This window comes from Chryseobacterium sp. L12 (genome assembly GCF_056133985.1).
This window is the reverse complement of record NZ_JBVYOF010000017.1, coordinates 134,115-151,166: the sequence shown is the minus strand read 5'-3', so window position 1 is coordinate 151,166 and position 17,052 is coordinate 134,115. Positions and strand designations below refer to the sequence as shown.

General features: G+C 34.4%; 15 protein-coding genes and 2 tRNA genes. 11 read left to right on the top strand and 6 right to left on the bottom strand.

What is annotated here, in order from left to right:
- Nucleotides 1-250: 250 nt before the first annotated feature.
- From AC0NBN_RS10795 to recA, 6 genes are all read left to right on the top strand, one after another.
- Entirely contained in the window at nt 251-1,489 is a 1,239-nt protein-coding gene (locus AC0NBN_RS10795; protein WP_160811867.1) for an aspartate kinase, read from the top strand.
- A 23-nt stretch (nt 1,490-1,512) separates the two neighbouring features.
- Entirely contained in the window at nt 1,513-3,354 is a 1,842-nt protein-coding gene (locus tag AC0NBN_RS10790) for a lysophospholipid acyltransferase family protein (RefSeq protein WP_160811868.1), read from the top strand.
- Between the two features lie 90 nt (nt 3,355-3,444).
- Nucleotides 3,445-3,517: transfer RNA gene (locus AC0NBN_RS10785), tRNA-Phe, on the top strand.
- Nucleotides 3,518-3,569: 52 nt separating this feature from the next.
- Nucleotides 3,570-3,642: transfer RNA gene (locus tag AC0NBN_RS10780), tRNA-Phe, on the top strand.
- A 77-nt stretch (nt 3,643-3,719) separates the two neighbouring features.
- Entirely contained in the window at nt 3,720-4,916 is a 1,197-nt protein-coding gene (locus AC0NBN_RS10775) for an oxygenase MpaB family protein (RefSeq protein WP_160811869.1), read from the top strand.
- A 174-nt stretch (nt 4,917-5,090) separates the two neighbouring features.
- A complete protein-coding gene (gene recA, locus AC0NBN_RS10770; protein ID WP_130915321.1) occupies nt 5,091-6,092 on the top strand; it encodes a recombinase RecA in 1,002 nt (333 codons plus the stop codon).
- A 128-nt stretch (nt 6,093-6,220) separates the two neighbouring features.
- Here the strand turns inward: recA and AC0NBN_RS10765 are convergent, their stop codons facing one another.
- On the bottom strand, nt 6,221-7,435 hold the full coding sequence (locus AC0NBN_RS10765; RefSeq protein WP_143883324.1) for a hypothetical protein: 1,215 nt from the start codon (nt 7,433-7,435) through the stop codon (nt 6,221-6,223).
- 19 nt (nt 7,436-7,454) lie between these two features.
- On the bottom strand, nt 7,455-10,088 hold the full coding sequence (locus AC0NBN_RS10760) for an outer membrane beta-barrel protein (protein WP_160811870.1): 2,634 nt from the start codon (nt 10,086-10,088) through the stop codon (nt 7,455-7,457).
- Between the two features lie 189 nt (nt 10,089-10,277).
- Between AC0NBN_RS10760 and AC0NBN_RS10755 the strand changes: the two genes are divergently transcribed.
- The 5 genes from AC0NBN_RS10755 (at nt 10,278) to AC0NBN_RS10735 (ending at nt 14,663) form a co-directional block, all read left to right on the top strand.
- Nucleotides 10,278-10,955 (top strand): response regulator transcription factor, encoded by a 678-nt coding sequence (locus AC0NBN_RS10755; protein ID WP_089741930.1) that lies wholly within the window; start codon nt 10,278-10,280, stop codon nt 10,953-10,955.
- Nucleotides 10,956-11,000: 45 nt separating this feature from the next.
- Nucleotides 11,001-12,032, top strand: coding sequence for a sensor histidine kinase (locus AC0NBN_RS10750; RefSeq protein ID WP_160811871.1), 1,032 nt, complete (start codon nt 11,001-11,003; stop codon nt 12,030-12,032).
- Between the two features lie 132 nt (nt 12,033-12,164).
- On the top strand, nt 12,165-12,761 hold the full coding sequence (locus AC0NBN_RS10745; protein ID WP_143883327.1) for an IS1096 element passenger TnpR family protein: 597 nt from the start codon (nt 12,165-12,167) through the stop codon (nt 12,759-12,761).
- Nucleotides 12,762-12,858: 97 nt separating this feature from the next.
- Nucleotides 12,859-14,205: an alpha-amylase family glycosyl hydrolase gene (locus tag AC0NBN_RS10740; RefSeq protein WP_160811872.1), complete on the top strand. Its 1,347-nt coding sequence runs from the start codon at nt 12,859-12,861 to the stop codon at nt 14,203-14,205.
- 17 nt (nt 14,206-14,222) lie between these two features.
- Nucleotides 14,223-14,663 (top strand): GreA/GreB family elongation factor, encoded by a 441-nt coding sequence (locus tag AC0NBN_RS10735; protein WP_143883329.1) that lies wholly within the window; start codon nt 14,223-14,225, stop codon nt 14,661-14,663.
- Between the two features lie 97 nt (nt 14,664-14,760).
- On the opposite strand, the gene AC0NBN_RS10730 is transcribed toward AC0NBN_RS10735, so the two are convergent.
- Genes AC0NBN_RS10730 through AC0NBN_RS10715 form a run of 4 tightly spaced genes read right to left on the bottom strand, consistent with a single transcriptional unit; the run spans nt 14,761 to nt 17,043 of the window.
- Complete coding sequence (locus AC0NBN_RS10730) at nt 14,761-15,819, bottom strand: DNA polymerase beta superfamily protein (protein WP_160811873.1); 1,059 nt, start codon at nt 15,817-15,819, stop codon at nt 14,761-14,763.
- Between the two features lies 1 nt (nt 15,820).
- Nucleotides 15,821-16,012, bottom strand: coding sequence for a hypothetical protein (locus tag AC0NBN_RS10725; protein WP_160811874.1), 192 nt, complete (start codon nt 16,010-16,012; stop codon nt 15,821-15,823).
- Nucleotides 16,012-16,488 carry a hypothetical protein gene (locus AC0NBN_RS10720; RefSeq protein ID WP_160811875.1) on the bottom strand — a complete coding sequence of 159 codons (477 nt, stop codon included), beginning with the start codon at nt 16,486-16,488 and terminating at the stop codon, nt 16,012-16,014. Before AC0NBN_RS10720 ends, AC0NBN_RS10725 begins: the two co-directional genes overlap by 1 nt.
- A 51-nt stretch (nt 16,489-16,539) precedes the next feature.
- A complete protein-coding gene (locus tag AC0NBN_RS10715; RefSeq protein ID WP_160811876.1) occupies nt 16,540-17,043 on the bottom strand; it encodes a hypothetical protein in 504 nt (167 codons plus the stop codon).
- Nucleotides 17,044-17,052 lie beyond the last annotated feature (9 nt).

Here is a 17,052-nt window from a genome sequence, read left to right as displayed (position 1 = left end):
TAGAAGTGTAATGTTATGAAATTCAGTGTTTTATTGTTTTATTCTTTCTGTTGTTGCCAAATTTGCATGAATTAGAAAAAACTAATTTATTGATTAATATTGATTATTTGGAGGATATCCGGAATTTTAATAAAATCTTAATCCTATTACAATACTAGGGTATTTCATATCTCGGTGTAAATTTATAATTTTGTGACCCGTAAAAAACGATCTTCAATTTTTATCTAACAATTTTATTTCTAACTATTTAATGAAAATTTTTAAGTTTGGTGGAGCGTCGGTAAAAGATGCCGCAAGTGTAAAAAATGTATCTATGGTTCTTGAAAGCCAAGGCTTTGAAAAATGTCTTCTGGTGATTTCGGCTATGGGTAAAACAACCAATGAGCTGGAAAAAGTGGTGGAGCACTACTTTAATAAAGAAAATTACCAAACTGAAATTGAAAAGATAAAACGAAAACACATCGAAATTGCGGAAGGTTTATTTCCTGAAAATCATGCAGTATTTGCAGAAATTAACTTGTTTTTTGATGATATAGATTCATTTTTAAGAAGAAATAAATCTCCTAATTATAATTTTGTCTACGATCAGGTAGTGAGCTGCGGAGAAATGATTTCTACAAAAATCGTGAGCGAATATCTGAATGAAATTCAGTTTAAAAACCAATGGCTGGATGCGAGAGATTTCATCAAAACAGACAATTCTTACCGTGAAGGGGTTGTTAATTGGGAAAAAACGGAAGAATTTATTTCACACCTTAGTAAGGAAATCTGTTATGTAACACAGGGTTTTATAGGGTCTGATGAGAATAACTTTACCGTAACCTTAGGAAGAGAAGGATCAGATTATTCTGCTGCTATTTTTGCTTATTGTATGAGCGCAGAAGCTATGACGATCTGGAAAGATGTTCCCGGTGTGATGACAGGAGATCCCAGAAAATTTGATGATGTAAGTCTGCTTTCTAATATTTCCTATGAAGAGGCTATTGAGATGGCTTATTACGGAGCAAGTGTTATCCACCCGAAAACACTGCAGCCGCTGAAACAGAAAAATATTCCTTTCTTTGTGAAGTCTTTTGTAGATCCTTCAAAAGCAGGAACCAAAGTAGGTATTTCAGATAAAAATCAGAGTGAGGAATCTTATATTTTAAAGGAAAATCAAACATTGCTGAAAATTTCAACCAGGGACTTTTCTTTCATTGCTGAAGATCACATGAGTTTGATATTTAATAATTTAGCTAAATATAAAATTAAGGTTTCTTTGATGCAGAACTCGGCAATTTCTCTCGAACTGTGCCTTGAAGATAAATTTAATACTGTAGATGATCTGAATGATGAGCTTCAGAAAGTTTTCAAGACAGATGTTATAAAAAATGTATCTTTATTTACGGTAAGAAATGTAAAAAAAGAAAATATCGATAAATTTTACCAGGGAAAAAGTGTATTATTGGAGCAGATTGCAAACAATACACTGCAAATGGTAACACAATAAAACTAATTTCGACTAAAAAACACATGAGCTTAATCTCGAAAAACGATTTAATACAAGCTGCCGGTCTGAATAAAATAGGTTTTCTAAAGAATCCTGTCGCTTTTGCTGTGATGAATATTACAAAAATAAATGAAGTCAACAGGCTTTATGATAAACTAAAAGATAAAGATGGTAAAGATTTTTTTGATTCGTTTGTTCGGGAAAGAAATTTAAGCTACATCGCATTTGAAGAAGATCTCGCCAAAATTCCGAAAACAGGACCGTTTATTTTGGTTTCCAATCATCCGCTTGGCGCAATAGACGGTATTTTGATGTGCAAAATTCTGTCAGAAATCCGTCCGGATTTTAAAGTAATGGGAAATTTCTTGTTAGAGAAAATAAAGCCTATGGAGCCTTACGTGATTCCTGTCAATCCTTTTGAAGGAAGAAAAGAAATCAGAAACAGTGCCACCGGAATGCGTGAAACGCTTAAGCATCTTGAAAACGGAGGCTGTGTAGGAATTTTTCCGGCAGGAGAGGTTTCCAATAAAAATAATCCTTACGGAGAGATTTTAGACCGTGAGTGGGAAAAACCTGCTTTGAAATTGATCAGGATGGCGAAAGTACCTGTAGTGCCAATGTATTTTCATGCTAAAAACAGCACTTTATTTTATCAGGTTGCTAAAATTCATCCCAATTTGCAGACACTTATGCTTCCGACAGAGATGATGAACGACCGTGAGAAGCCAATAAGGATAAGAATAGGGCGTCCGATTACCGTAAAAGTAATGGATGAAATGGAAAGTATTGAGGAACTGGGTGAATTTTTGAAACGTAAGGTTTATATGATGAAATCTTACTACGAAAAAAGAAAATCTATTGCACAGTCTATCAATCTCAAAAATCTATATGTAAAGTTTCCTTTGCTGAAAGAAGAAAATATTGTACAGAATATCATAGACGAAACGCCAAAAGAAGACATCCTGAAAGATATTTCCAAACTGAAAGGAACAGACAGAATGCTTTTCAGTAACGGGAATTATGAAATTTATTTTACTCCTTACGAAGAAATTCCTTCGGTAATGAGGGAAATAGGAAGACAGAGAGAGCTTACTTTCCGCGCAGTGGGTGAAGGAAGTAATCTGCCTTTTGATCTGGACGAATATGACCAGCATTATCATCATCTTTTTTTATGGGATAGTGCCGCCGAAAAACTTGCGGGAGCCTACCGTATGGCATTAGGTAAGGATGTAATGAAGAAATTTGGAATAAAAGGATTTTATACCAGCTCTTTATTTGAATTTGAGCAGGATATTCACCCATTTTTCAAGAAGGTGATAGAAATGGGTAGAGCCTATATCTGCGAAGAATATCAGCAGAAGCCGCTTCCGTTATTTTTGCTTTGGCGCGGAATTGTGCATGTGTGTTTACGAAATCCCGACCACAAATTTCTGATGGGCGGAGTAAGCATATCTAATAAATTTTCTGAGTTTTCCAAATCATTGATGATCGAGTTTATGCGTTCTAATTATTACGATTCTGCAGTCGCTCAATACATCACTCCGAAAAACGATTTTAAAGTAAAACTGAGAGAACGTGATAAGCATCTTTTTCTGAATGAAATGAATGCAGATCTTAACAAGCTGGATAAGTTTATTGATGATCTGGAACCTGAACTCAGAATGCCGGTTTTAATTAAAAAATATATTAAGCAGAATGCAAAGGTAATTGCTTTCAATGTTGATCCGAATTTCAATGATGCGATTGATGGTCTCATGTACATTAGAATAAGTGATCTTCCGGAAAGCACAATAAAGCCGGTTTTGGAGGAAATGAGTGAGCAGATAAGGAAAGAACAGGAAAATAATCAGACTGAAAATCAGTAAGTTTTTATTTTCATTGAAAAAATGTTGCGTAATACTTGCTTCATATACCAAAACTTCCTACTTTTGCATCACTTTAAAACAACGAAGTAAGGTTTCTTAGCTCAGTTGGTAGAGCAACGGACTGAAAATCCGTGTGTCCCTGGTTCGATTCCTGGAGAAACCACAAAAACCGCCTGTAAAAAGGCGGTTTTAATTTCAAAAGTTTTAAATGGTAAGGTTTCTTAGCTCAGTTGGTAGAGCAACGGACTGAAAATCCGTGTGTCCCTGGTTCGATTCCTGGAGAAACCACTCAAAACCACTCTTCTCAGAGTGGTTTTTGTTTTTTTTGGTCAGAAAGGTAATATTAATGTTGTAATTTTGTTTTAATGAAAGAATGCAAATTACAGCCAAGATTTAAAGATTCATCTCATTTTAAAAATTTTTGGGAAGAAGGAAATGGTAAACAGCTGATTGAGTTGTCCGGTGCTGAAGTGAGTTTGAAAGACTTTGACCAATTTTCTGAATTTTATTATCATATCGACACAGTGGGTGATGAAGTCGTAAAGGATATTTATTTCACAAAAAACTTTCATGAAGCATCCAGAGAAATAGAACAATATATCAGAAATGGAGTTTCTATAAATGAAAACGTACCTGAAAGCGTAAAAGAATTGTTTGAGCAAACACAGAAAATACCCGACTGGCTCAATTATGACCTTCTGAAAAGCGGAGCAGAACTTTGTATGAGAAGCAATCTGGATTCGCTTATTTCCTTAAGAGATTATTGTCTGATCGGGGGCTACGACTATGCTTATCTCAACAAGCCTCTTATGGCTACGGAAGCCTTAAAAAAAGGTGCGGTGAAAAGACTTTCTGAAACACTTGATTTTTGGGTGAATGTTACCCGTTACAATGCACTGGAAGTTCATCATAAAGGATACGAATTTGCGATTAAAACAAGACTGATTCATTCTTACGCAAGACTTTCTATTAAAAAAAATTACAAAGAATGGGATACTGAAAACTGGGGAGAGCCGATTAATTCATGGGATATGATGGCAACCTATATTGGTTTTAGTCTGGTCTTTATGCACAGTCTGAAAAAACTTGGAAATGTGGTTTCTGATGATGAAGAGAAAGGGCTTTTTCACCTTTGGAAATATGTAGGATATCTGTTGGGAATTCCCGAAAAAATCCTTCCAGACAATAAAAAACAGGCAACAGAATATTTTTATTTGTGGACTTCCGTTCAGCCATCTTCAGACAATGATTCTATATTGCTTGCTCATTACCTGCTGAATGAGTCATTAGAAAATCCGATATTGAAATATCAGTTCCAGCGCAGAAATCTCCGTTATCTGCATATTTGCTGTACCTGGTATCTGCTTGGCGATGAGGTCTGCAAACGATTGAAAATTCCGGATGTGCCTTTTAAGAGAGGGTTTCCAGTAACTAAAAAAATTCTTAACAAGGTGTACAATAATGTGGTAAGTCGTGAAGCAAGAATTAAAAGAGGAAACAAAGATCAGATGAAAGTTCTTGAAGATTATCTGAGCATAACACAGAATTCCAACTTTCATTAGGATGGTTTATGATTTGGATTTTATTAATTTGAATGCTGAAAAAAATAAATGTTTTAATCAACGGATTGGTGAAAAATTATAATTTTTTTAACATCAAAAAAACATTTTCAGACCCAAATAAAATTAGATTTTAATAGTAAAATTTCGTATTTTTGATAAATTATATTTAATCGAATGAGTAATATTGATGATAAGAAAAAAGCACTTGCATTGGTGCTTGATAAATTAGATAAAACGTACGGAAAAGGTACGGTAATGACATTGGGGGATGATTCTGTTGATAATACTATTGAAGTAATACCTTCAGGCTCATTGGGATTAGACATCGCACTAGGAGTGGGAGGTTACCCAAGAGGAAGGATTATTGAAATTTATGGTCCGGAATCTTCTGGTAAAACAACTTTAACGCTTCATGCTATTGCAGAAGCTCAGAAAGCCGGCGGAATTGCTGCTTTTATTGATGCTGAACACGCTTTTGACAGATCTTATGCTTCAAAGCTGGGTATTGATCTTGAGAATCTGATCATTTCCCAGCCGGATAACGGAGAGCAGGCTTTGGAAATTGCGGACAACCTTATCCGTTCCGGAGCTATTGATATTGTAGTAATTGACTCTGTGGCTGCATTGACTCCTAAAGCTGAAATTGAAGGCGAAATGGGGGATTCTAAGATGGGTCTTCATGCGAGATTGATGTCTCAGGCTTTAAGAAAGTTAACGGCTACTATTTCCAGAACTAAATGTACTGTGATTTTCATTAACCAATTGAGAGAAAAAATCGGGGTGATGTTTGGAAACCCTGAAACAACAACAGGTGGAAATGCCCTTAAGTTCTATGCTTCTGTAAGGGTTGATATCAGAAAGGCAAGTGCTCCTATTAAAAACGGAGATGAAGCTATCGGAAGCCGCGTAAAGGTGAAGATTGTGAAAAATAAAGTCGCTCCTCCTTTCAAGCAAGCTGAATTTGATATTATGTACGGCGAAGGAGTTTCTAAAGTAGGAGAGATTCTTGATACCGCAGTTGACTTGGGTGTTGTAAAGAAAAGCGGATCATGGTTCAGCTACGAAGATTCTAAGCTTGGACAGGGAAGAGATTCTGTAAAAGATGTTCTGAAAGACAATCCTGAACTGGCAGAGGAAATAGAAGGTAAAATCAAAGAGGAACTGAAAAATAAATAAATTTTTAGTCATATATAATGAGGATTGCTTTCAATAAGCAGTCCTTTTTTTTATTTGAAAAAATAACAAAAAACACGTCTGAAATTCCAGACGTGTTTTTTGTTAATATGAAGAAACTAATTATTATCTTATAATGCAGACAAAAGATTGACACCATCAACAGTTGCCCATGCTCCTGCTGGAAGTGATACTTTGGTTACGGTTGTAGAATTGGTGAAAGTCTTTCCTCCATTTGGTGTGAAAGCATACCCCCAAACACCGGCATTGTCAGAGTCAAGATAAGAAAGAGGTGAAACAGAAATTTTATTATTGTTTACTTGATTGTTTTCTGTTGCTGCATCCTGAATTAATACTGAATAAGCTTTTTGAGCGCCAATATTTTTATATCCGCTGATATAAACATTACTGAAAATCCCTGAACCCTGTTTTTTAAACTGAATAGCAGAAATTTCTGGAGAATTTGCTGATTCAGGATTTGTTCCTGTTGCTCTCATCAAGGTAAGGTTGGTAATTTTTGGAGCAACGTTATCTGCATTACTAGAAGCTTCGATTTCCATTCCGAAATTTCCTGTTCCTACTTGATAAGCAAACCAATTTGAATTGTTTTGTCCGCTCCATGCATCCTGCCAGTCGAAAGAATCATCAAAATTTCCATAAGAAACTAAATTTTTAGCACTTACAGTTCCACCGAACCATTCAAAACCATCATCTGTACCTTTATAAGCTACAAGGTTTTCTAAAACGGTTCCAGCTCCTACAGAGTAAAACGTGAACGTGTTGGTTTCGGAAGTACCATCTCCAATTTTCTTACCAGCATATTCTACACGTACGAATTTCATGATTCCAGAAAAGTCATTTGGATTATTGCCTCCATATGAAAGAGCATTTCCATCTTCTGAAATAGCTGATGTATTTCCATTAAGAGCTTTGATAGGAGCTTCACCATAAATGGTAATTCCACCCCAATCTCCCGGAGTTTTTGTAGATGTTGTAAACACAATGGGTTCATTGGCGGTTCCTTGTGCATCAATCAATCCATCATTTAAAATTACCAATGCACTAGTTTTATTCGTTACAACATTAAATATTGCACCCGGTTCTATTGTTAAGGTTGCTCCATTTGTAATTTTTACAATACCATCTAATGTATAGTTTCCTTTTTTAATAAGTAGATCTTTTGATATTGTTCCTTTTAGAGTTCCGGTTCCGCTTAATACGCTTTCTGATGTACCTGGGACATTTGTATTTGTATCTTCGATGCCGTCATTCACTTCAATTGTACAAGAAGTCATGCTCAATCCTGTGATCATTGCAATTGCTAATGGTAAAAGTATTCTTTTCATTTTATTTTTATTTATTTTTTTAGAATGTATAGCCTACAGTAAAATTGAAGGTTGTACCTCTGTAGTAGTTAGTGTATTGAAAGTTGTTGTTAGTGTTTACATTATAGTAGCTGCTGTCTCCAAGCTCAATTCTATATTGAGTATTTAAAATATTTTGAACACCAAATTTGATATTCCAGTTTTTAGTCAACTGTTCTTGGTAAACAAAATCTAATTGATGAAATGGTCTTTCGTAGAAATTATCTGTTCCTGAAGTACCTACTGCAAATATTTTGGATCCTGAAACATTGTAAACAAGAGACAATGTCCTCGGCAAAGAATTTTGTTTTTTAAATTCGTACTTTAAATCTGCATTTATTGTATAAGGAGCAGCACCCTGTAGTCCTCTTTTTCGTAATTGGTCATCTGTAAATCCGTTTGGCTTTTCAAGCGCCAATTGATCTGTGCTTCTCTCTACATGGGTATGCATTATCGTTGCATTAGCCCCAAATGTAAAATTGTTTAAAGATTCTGAAATTCTTGCTAAATCAATAATTCCTTCTAACTCAAATCCATAAAGATCTGCTTTTTTGGCATTAAAGAAGGTTACTGTAACACCGTTTGAATTTCCTGAAGTAGTGAAAGATCTTTCAATAGCATTGTCAATTCTTTTTGCAAAAAGATTGACTGAAAACATTTCTTTTCTTGTAGGAAAATATTCCCATTTCAAATCAATGTTGTAATTTTCGCTGTTTAGGATATTAGGATTACCTAAAATTGTTTCATTATCTGGATTTATGTAAGGAATTGCCATAGTCTCTATCAATACAGGTCTTGTTATCGTCTTACTGAATGCAAGTCTCAGATTATTTCTATCATTGATAGCTTTTTTGATGGCTAATGAAGGAAGGAACATATTTCTGTCCTTCTCTATATTTTCAGTTTTCTGTTGACCCTGAGGATTAAAACGAATGAGACTTAAATCATTTTCATATCTTGCTCCTAATAAAATATCCCAAGAATCGTTTGGTTTATAGTTAATATTTGCATAGCCAGCATTTACAAACTGATAAATAGATGTGAATGATTGATATGCATCAGATTCTTCTTGAAAGAAAAATAAATTGTTTGCCATATCCTGATCAAAACCTTGTTGTGGCTTATTTCTATCAATAATAAAATTTTGTCCTGCTGTTCCATTTGGTTTTCCAAAAATAAATCGGTAAGAAGTTCTTCTAAGATCAGCGAAACCATTATATCCAATGCTTAACTGGACTGGGTAATCTTTTCTGTCGCCTTTTTCACCAAATGCAATATTATACTCGCCAAATGCTGAACCATAGAATCTGGAATTTACATCCAGGTATTGTCTGATGATATTATTACCACCGTAAGTGATTAATAATTGATCATCATTAAGCATATTGCCTTGATTGTCTTGTCGAGAGCCTTCCATGATTTTACGGTCTGGCTGCTGATAATTATTCAGCACGTAACTTCCACCAGCTTTTATGCTTTGTCTGTCATTTATTTTGTGCGATCCAGTAAGCTGAAGATCCAAAAATCTTGATATATCAAGCTGATTTACTCTGAAAAAACCAATATCTTCATTTTGTACCTGTTGATTTTTATATCCAAAGTAGTCTTCTATGATATTATTTGCACTTTGCAAATAAATAGCATTGAGGTTAATTTGAGTTTTTCTGTTTTTATAACCAAAACCCATCAAGGCTGAAGATTCCGACTCGAAATTGTATTGCTTTCTGTTAAGCTTATTATTAAGGACTATACTCTGTCCTCCGTTATCCAAAAATTGGTTTTTTGCACCTTCTCTAAAAGCAAATTTTGAGCTTTGATTTAATGAAAATAAAATCCCAATGTTGCCGTTTTCTCCAGTTTTTATTTTTTGTGCAGTAGTAAATCCAATACTCGTATTAGGCATAGATTTTACCTCATCTACATTCCAAGAATCTTTAAAATACCTTTTTGATTCTTCGGAATTAAAACGATAGTTAGAGGGTCTTACACCATCAAGATTATCAGGGAGCTGTCTATCTTTGCTGTTTAATCCTAAATATCCTTTCATGCCATCAGCATTTTCAGATACAAAAAAATTGTCTTTAAAGTTACTGATTGTATTTACTCCAACACTGAATTCAATCTTAGAAAAAGAGCGATCCATCGTCAGCGTTTCAATATCAAATGTAGCTCCTGCAAAATCTCCGTAAAGATTAGAGTTGAATGTTTTATAGATATTTAATTTTCCAACTACATCAGTAGGGAACTGCTTCAGCGCAATGATTTTTTGGAAAGGATTATTCGATGGTGATCCCAACCCATTTATTAGCAGGTAATTATATCTCTCTTCTAAGCCTCTTACAAATAAGCCTCGTCCATCTACAGTTGTAATACCCGTTACTTTAGTAAGTCCTTGCTCCACATTAGATATACCTTTTCTTGAAATTTCCTCTGCACTTACTGCTTGTTTCTGAATGATAGCCTTCTTTTGATCGAATAATACGGCTGTTTCTGTTTTTTTGTTTGTGCTTCCTTTTATAACAACACCTTCAATACTTCTTTCGTTTTTTAAAGTGTCGTTTTTTTGTTGAGCGTAAAACAATGTTCCTGATGTAGTAAGGAATAGTGCAGCGATACTCAGTTTTCTATAATTCATTTTCTTTTTTACTAGATTACTTTCGGTGCAAAGAAATAAAAGTTTCGTTATTTAAATGGTTTAGTAAAATTTAATTTTTTTTTAACTAAACATTACGAAAACGCTATTATTGTTAACTTTATATGAACGATAAATATTGAGTTAATTCATCATTCAAAATTTGTTAACTTTGAAACGTAAAAATTAAAAATGAATCAAAAGAAAATACTTCTGATAGACGACGAACTGGATATTCTGGAAATTTTGTCTTATAATCTGGAGAAAGAAGGCTATGACATCTACACCGCTACAAACGGGAATGAAGGAATTGAAAAAGCCAAAGAGATCATTCCAGATCTTATTTTGCTGGATGTCATGATGCCGGAGAAAGACGGAATAGAAACCTGTCAGGAACTTCGGAAAGTAAAAGAACTTCAGAAAACACTTATTGTGTTTCTTTCTGCAAGAAGCGAGGAGTTTTCGCAGTTGGCTGGCTTTCAGGCAGGTGCTAATGATTATGTAGTGAAACTAATCAAACCGAAAATTCTTATTTCCAAAGTAAATGCCTTACTTCAGCTCACTTCACAGGTTTCAGACAATTCCAAATTAATAGAAATAGGAGATTTGGTAATTGATAAAGACAATTTCAGAGTTTCTAAAAGCGGACAGCAGTTTTTATTGCCAAAAAAAGAGTTCGATCTATTGTATCTTTTAGCATCAAATACCGAAAAAGTATTCAAAAGAGAAGAAATACTTGAAAAAGTTTGGGGCAATGATGTCATTGTAGGTGAAAGAACTATTGATGTACACATCAGAAGGCTGCGCGAGAAATTAGGCATCAATACCATTCAGACTTTAAAAGGAATAGGATATAAACTTATTGTTTAAGTTTTAAATTCCTACATTTACACCTAATCCAAAAATATTGTAAAATTGAAGTTTTACAGGCTTACTTTTGTTTCTTCATGTCTTTTAACGATGGCAATGTTTATATTGGTCATCACTTTCGATACACTAAAAGACATTTACTATCCAACTTCCAAGTTTACGATAGGACTTATTTTGGGGGTTATTCTGATGTTTTTTATCAATTATGTGGTTTTAGAGCTTTTATTTAATTACTATGCCAAAAAACAGGTCAGAAAAATATCCAAAATCCTTCCCGAAGAGATCGTCTACAGCGACCAGAATAATATTACCCTGAAAGAACTGGGAGAAAGATTTTCTGATTTCAACCAGCAGAAAGTCACAGAAATGGACATGATGAAGGAGATGGAAAGCTATCGTAAAGAATACATCGGAAATGTTTCCCACGAGCTGAAAACACCTCTTTTTTCAATTCAGGGATATGTGGAAACATTAATGGACGGAGGAGTTGAAAATCTGAAAATCAGAGACAAATATCTGGAAAGAATCGGCACTTCGGTAGAGAGACTTATTGCCATTGTCAATGATCTGGATATGATCAACAGGCTTGAAGCCGGGGAAATCAATCTCAATATTTCAAAATTTGATGTCAATATTTTAATCAAAGAAATTTTTGACCTTCTTGATCTTGAAGCCGAGAAAAACAATACCATGCTTCAGATTCAGACCTTGCAGCCGCAGATTTTTGTAGAAGCAGACAAGCAGAAAATATCTCAGGTTTTTATCAATTTAATTTCAAATGCCATTCACTATGCCAACAGACAGGAAGCCAAAGTGATTGTAAAAACCAGTGTTTTGCGAAATAAAGTACTCATTGAAGTCATTGATAACGGAATGGGTATAAAGGCTGAGCTTCTGCCAAGGATTTTTGAAAGATTCTACAGGGTGGAAAGCAGCCGCAGCAGGAGACAGGGCGGTTCTGGTCTGGGACTGGCAATTGTAAAGCATATTCTGGAAGCACACAACGAAAATATTACCGTAGAAAGCGTCTATCTTGAGGGTACAAAATTCAGTTTTATGCTCGAAAAAAGTAAATGATTTCTGCGAAATGTAAGAAAAAAAACTTTCTAAAAAAAAGCGTAAATATTTTTGACGAAATATCAATTATTATATATTTGCAACAAGAATTTATCATAATAAATAAGGCAAAAAAGTAATTGAAATACTGATATGGTTTACAAAATCCGGGTAATATTAGATACGAAAGAAGACATTTTCCGCGATGTAGAAATCAAAGGAAAACAAACACTCTGGAACTTACATTTGGGAATTAAAAGTGCGTTCAATCTCAGCGGAGATGAGTTATCTACTTTTAATCTTCTGGAAGAAGACGGTACTGTGATAAAAAGCGTACCTCTTGAAGACATGAGTGATGATGGCGATGGCGAAATTATGTCAGACGTTTACATTGATGAAGCATTTGAATCTGTTGGCAACAAGGCTCAGTTTCAGTATGGTCTTTTAGATCTCTGGGAGTTTTTCTGTGAGCTTATTGAGATCAGCGATGAGACAAAAGGAGTAAATTATCCTATCACAACGTACAGATTCGGGAATGCTCCTCTGAAAGCTCCTGTAAAAAGCGGAAATTCTTCCGGTTCAAAAAACAAAAAATCTGCGATGCCTTTGCTGGACGATGATTTTAGTTTTGATGATGACTTTAGCGGAGGTGCTAACTTTATAGATGAAGATGATGATTTCAATGATGATGAAGACGACTTCGATGATGATGTTTTTGACGATGAAGACGATGATGATAACGAAAGATAAGCAGTAAATATACAACCCTGAAATTCTCAGGGTTTTTTTATTTCAAAAAACTAAGCCGTAAAAATCTTTATTAGTATTTTTGTTTTAAAATACGATTATGCGAAGAGTTATTTTTGCCGGAATAATTAGTTTGGGACTGATATCCTGCGCTACAAAAACAAATGTAAAAAAGATGAATTTACCACAAAACTGGAAACACACCACCAATATTTACGAAGTCAATGTAAGACAATATACTCAGGAAGGAACCTTTCAGGCTTTTGAAAAAGAAATGCCGCGCCTTAAAAATATGGGGATAGAAACTTTATGGTTTATGCCGGTTACCCCAATTGCCCAGAAAAATGAAAAAGGAACTCTGGGAAGCCAGTATGCGGCGGCAGATTATGTCTCCATTAACCCTGAATTCGGAACAATGGATGATTTTAAAAGACTGGTAAAAAAAGCCCACCGTCTTGGCTTGAAAGTTATCATAGACTGGGTTGCCAATCATACAGGCTGGGATCATGTCTGGACAAAAACGCATCCTGAATTTTACCTGAAAGACGAAACAGGTAATTTTAAAATAGCATCCGGAATGGATGATATTATTGAGCTGGATTATCAAAATCCCGAAATGCGGAAAGAAATGATTGAAGCCATGAAATTCTGGATCAGAGAAACAGATATTGACGGATTCAGATGTGACTTGGCATCCTGGGTGGAAGTAGATTTCTGGCAGGAAGCAAGACCCGAAGTGGAAAAAATAAAGCCTCTTTTCTGGATCGGGGAATTTGATGAACTGGAAAATCCTGATTATGGAAAAGTATTCGATGCAAGCTATTCCTGGAAATGGATGCACAAATCAGCCGATTATTATAAAAACAATCAGCCTATTCACGAGCTTACAGATTTGCTGAGACAATATTCGCAGATAGGAGATTCATCCATGAGAGCCTGGTTTACAACTAATCATGATGAAAACTCGTGGAACGGGACGGAATATGAAAAATATGGGGATATTGCTTTGCCAATGGCAGTTTTCTCGGTAACATGGAATGGTATTCCGCTTTTATATTCCGGTCAGGAGCTTCCGAATCTCAAGAGACTCGAGTTTTTTGAAAAAGATCCTATTGCATGGACCAACAATTATAAAATGGCAGATTTCTACAGAACACTGCTTGAGCTGAAATCTTCCAATCCGGCTTTGCGTGGAGGAGATCCTAATGTTTCCACATATCTGCTCAACACTACAGCCAACGATAAGATTTTCGCCTACATCAGAAAAAATGGTAAAAATGAAGTTCTTACAGTATTAAATTTCTCAAAACAGCCGGTAGAATTCAGCATTGAAGATGATCAGGTTTCAGGAACCTTCAAAAATGTATTTGACGGAAGCAAAAGAGATTTCAGCAACGGTAAAAACTTCAGCTTTAAAGTTTCTGATTATGCTGTTTTTGAGAAGTAACGGAGTGAAATTGAAGAATGAATAAACAGGAGATTATTGATGTTTTGCATCAAAAAACAACAGAGAAAATACAGGGTCTGGAAAAGCTCATTGATGAAACCCGTGCTTCCAACAACGATACCAAAAGTTCAATGGGAGACAAGTATGAAACAGGAAGAGAGATGCTGCAACAGCAGATCAATAATCTTCAGATTCAGCTGAATGAAGTGATGAAGCAGCAGGCTTTTCTTAAAAGTATCGTTGCAAAATCTTCCCAAAAAGTAGAAAAAGGAGCGGTAGTAAGTACAGAAAGAGGAGTGTTTTTTATTTCTGTTTCTTTGGGTGAAATTACCCTCAATGATTATAAAATCATGTGTATTTCTCCCGAATCTCCTTTGGCTAAAGCAATGAATGGTAAATCAGTCAATGATATTTTTACTTTGAACAATGTAAACCATACAATTATCAACATCGAATAATTTTTTAATGATTTCCATAATTTATCATAATTGGAAAAAACTTTTGCGCTCTTTGCGTGAAAATTAAGCAAAAACTCCATCAAGCTTTTTGATGGGGTTATTTGTATAGCTGCGTTCTGATTTCAATTAAAAGCTTTGCTGCTTTTTTCTGATCAGGATAATCAGGCAGAGAAGAATTTTCAGACAGAAAGTTTAATTCTTCGATCAGTTGGTCTGAAAACAGCAGCAAATCATTATAATCCCATTTTCCGGCTTTGATGTCGAGCAATTCTTCCCGGTTTTTTACCCGGATTTCGAGCTGATTATTCCTGAAAATATTAACTGCAGACTGTAACAGGCGAATCGTATGCATCATGTTTTTGCTGTCGTAGTTCTTTCCGTGCTGTTTATTGGTGTTGTATCGGTCTTCGTTTCGTTTGGCAACCCAATCCCAGTATTCTTTATAATTTTTGCAATATGTAGAATAGGCATCCTGGTTGAAAAACAAATAAGCATCTGATTTTTCACCTTTTGCAATAGAAGATAAACTCACCTCATTAGAATCTTCACTTTTGAAAATTCCTTTGTAGTTTTTGTTTCCTGTTTTGTCATAAAACAACGCAAAAAGACCTTTAGAGTGAGGCATTTTTACCAGACCACAAAGCTCTTGTAAGAAATTCCTTTTTTCCAGCCAGTTTTTTGCAGGAATGGAATTTGAATTTTCCAGAATCACACAGAAATCCAAAATTCCTTTTCGTTCTTTTTCAACCGGATTGACAATTTTTTTATTCAGCCCTCTCGCTTTTTGAATTTGGACAGAAGCATATCCGCCAAAAGTATCTTTACACAATTTTGAAAGAAAATGTTCCTGCTGATAAAGATCCATCAAAGGATTTTTATACAAAATACAATCTTCGGGAGTGGCGAGAATTTCCAGAATATTGGGATTGTTTTTCAGCAAAAGTTCGGTGAACCGTCCGATTTCGTAATACGTAATATCATTCGTTTCATTGGAAATCTGCGGAATATAATTGAGTCCGAAAAAATCTTCTTTCGATAAATAATACACTCCTTTTATATCGGTATCTGAGTTTTCTGTTGCCAAACCGAAAGAGCGGCTTCCGGAAATGACTTCAAAGAGGAGGAGGTTTTTATTTTTTAAATATGAAATATCCATTCTATTTATAAATTACTTCGCCAACTTTAGCATTTTTTAGTCTTTCAATTATTTCTAATCCATGTTCATAACTCTCACATAGGATTATTAATTTATTGGGTGCATTTTTAATTCCATTTAATACAGCATAATTTCCTGCCATCATCATTTGAATTTTCAAAGTTCCAAGTATTTTAGGCTTAATTATTCTCATTAATGAGTCTTTTTGGTTATTAATTTTTTCCTTTTCTTTAAAGCTAAATTTTCAAGAAAAATCAACATTATTTTAAATTGATGTTTCCATTCCTCCGCTTCTTTTTCAGTGAAGTGCAATTCTGAAGTTCCTTCCACAGAAATAAAATATGATTTTCCGTTCCAGTTTAAGAAAATTTGTTGGGAAGAAATATCACTGATACAAAGTCCTGTATCAAAAGAATATTCGGAGAAAGTGAGTTCGTTTTTATCCACATATTCGATGAAATCCCAAATCTGTTTTGGGATTTCCTCTAAAATTTCCTCCATTTCTTCTAATTGAAAACCTGAATAATACAAGGATGCTTTTCTAAAATTTTTAATAATTAACTCAAATCCAAAGAGATGCTCTGTAAAGCCATCACTAAAAGAATAGGCAAGAATATATTCTTTCTGAAGTCTTAGTTTATCATTTTCATATATTCTGAATTGTATCATAAGTAATTTTAAGATTAAATTAGAATTTTTCTTTCTAAAAAAATGCTCTTATTAGTTTCCAATGTCTTTGAGTAGGTTGTCAAGATCTTTATCATCTTCATACTGTTCAAAATGGTTGATTTCTACACAACTAGCTATTTCTGATGCTTCCTGAAGCGTTATTTCTGGAAAAACTTTTCTTAATAATCCAATCGCAACAATTGATCTTTTTCCTTTGGACAAAGCATAATAAATGATGTCGAACGGATCTTTTTTATGATATTGTAAATTGCTTATTTTGTCATAAAGGGCATAATTATCATTCTTAAAAGCTATTTCAAATTCTTCTTCCGAAAAATTAAACAAATCACCTTGAAAATCATGAAGACTTTTATATTTTGTAGTTCCGATAATCATTATTTCTTTTGCTTCTACTAATGATAATTTTGGAAAAAGTTTTCTAATGCTAAGAATTATTTTTAAAGATGTTTCTCCTTTTTTCTCAAAATCCTTTACTAAATCAAAGACATTTTTGTCCTGAATTTTTAATAATTTATATTTAAAAGAGTTATCCATTTTATTCTT

What these genes read in the sequence shown, in the direction of transcription:
- AC0NBN_RS10795 (WP_160811867.1), top strand. Translation starts at nt 251, where the DNA reads ATGAAAATTTTTAAGTTTGGTGGAGCGTCGGTAAAAGATGCCGCAAGT.
- AC0NBN_RS10790 (WP_160811868.1), top strand. Translation starts at nt 1,513, where the DNA reads ATGAGCTTAATCTCGAAAAACGATTTAATACAAGCTGCCGGTCTGAAT.
- AC0NBN_RS10775 (WP_160811869.1), top strand. Translation starts at nt 3,720, where the DNA reads ATGAAAGAATGCAAATTACAGCCAAGATTTAAAGATTCATCTCATTTT.
- recA (WP_130915321.1), top strand. Translation starts at nt 5,091, where the DNA reads ATGAGTAATATTGATGATAAGAAAAAAGCACTTGCATTGGTGCTTGAT.
- AC0NBN_RS10765 (WP_143883324.1), bottom strand. Translation starts at nt 7,435, where the DNA reads ATGAAAAGAATACTTTTACCATTAGCAATTGCAATGATCACAGGATTG.
- AC0NBN_RS10760 (WP_160811870.1), bottom strand. Translation starts at nt 10,088, where the DNA reads ATGAATTATAGAAAACTGAGTATCGCTGCACTATTCCTTACTACATCA.
- AC0NBN_RS10755 (WP_089741930.1), top strand. Translation starts at nt 10,278, where the DNA reads ATGAATCAAAAGAAAATACTTCTGATAGACGACGAACTGGATATTCTG.
- AC0NBN_RS10745 (WP_143883327.1), top strand. Translation starts at nt 12,165, where the DNA reads ATGGTTTACAAAATCCGGGTAATATTAGATACGAAAGAAGACATTTTC.
- AC0NBN_RS10740 (WP_160811872.1), top strand. Translation starts at nt 12,859, where the DNA reads ATGCGAAGAGTTATTTTTGCCGGAATAATTAGTTTGGGACTGATATCC.
- AC0NBN_RS10735 (WP_143883329.1), top strand. Translation starts at nt 14,223, where the DNA reads ATGAATAAACAGGAGATTATTGATGTTTTGCATCAAAAAACAACAGAG.
- AC0NBN_RS10730 (WP_160811873.1), bottom strand. Translation starts at nt 15,819, where the DNA reads ATGGATATTTCATATTTAAAAAATAAAAACCTCCTCCTCTTTGAAGTC.
- AC0NBN_RS10725 (WP_160811874.1), bottom strand. Translation starts at nt 16,012, where the DNA reads ATGAGAATAATTAAGCCTAAAATACTTGGAACTTTGAAAATTCAAATG.
- AC0NBN_RS10720 (WP_160811875.1), bottom strand. Translation starts at nt 16,488, where the DNA reads ATGATACAATTCAGAATATATGAAAATGATAAACTAAGACTTCAGAAA.
- AC0NBN_RS10715 (WP_160811876.1), bottom strand. Translation starts at nt 17,043, where the DNA reads ATGGATAACTCTTTTAAATATAAATTATTAAAAATTCAGGACAAAAAT.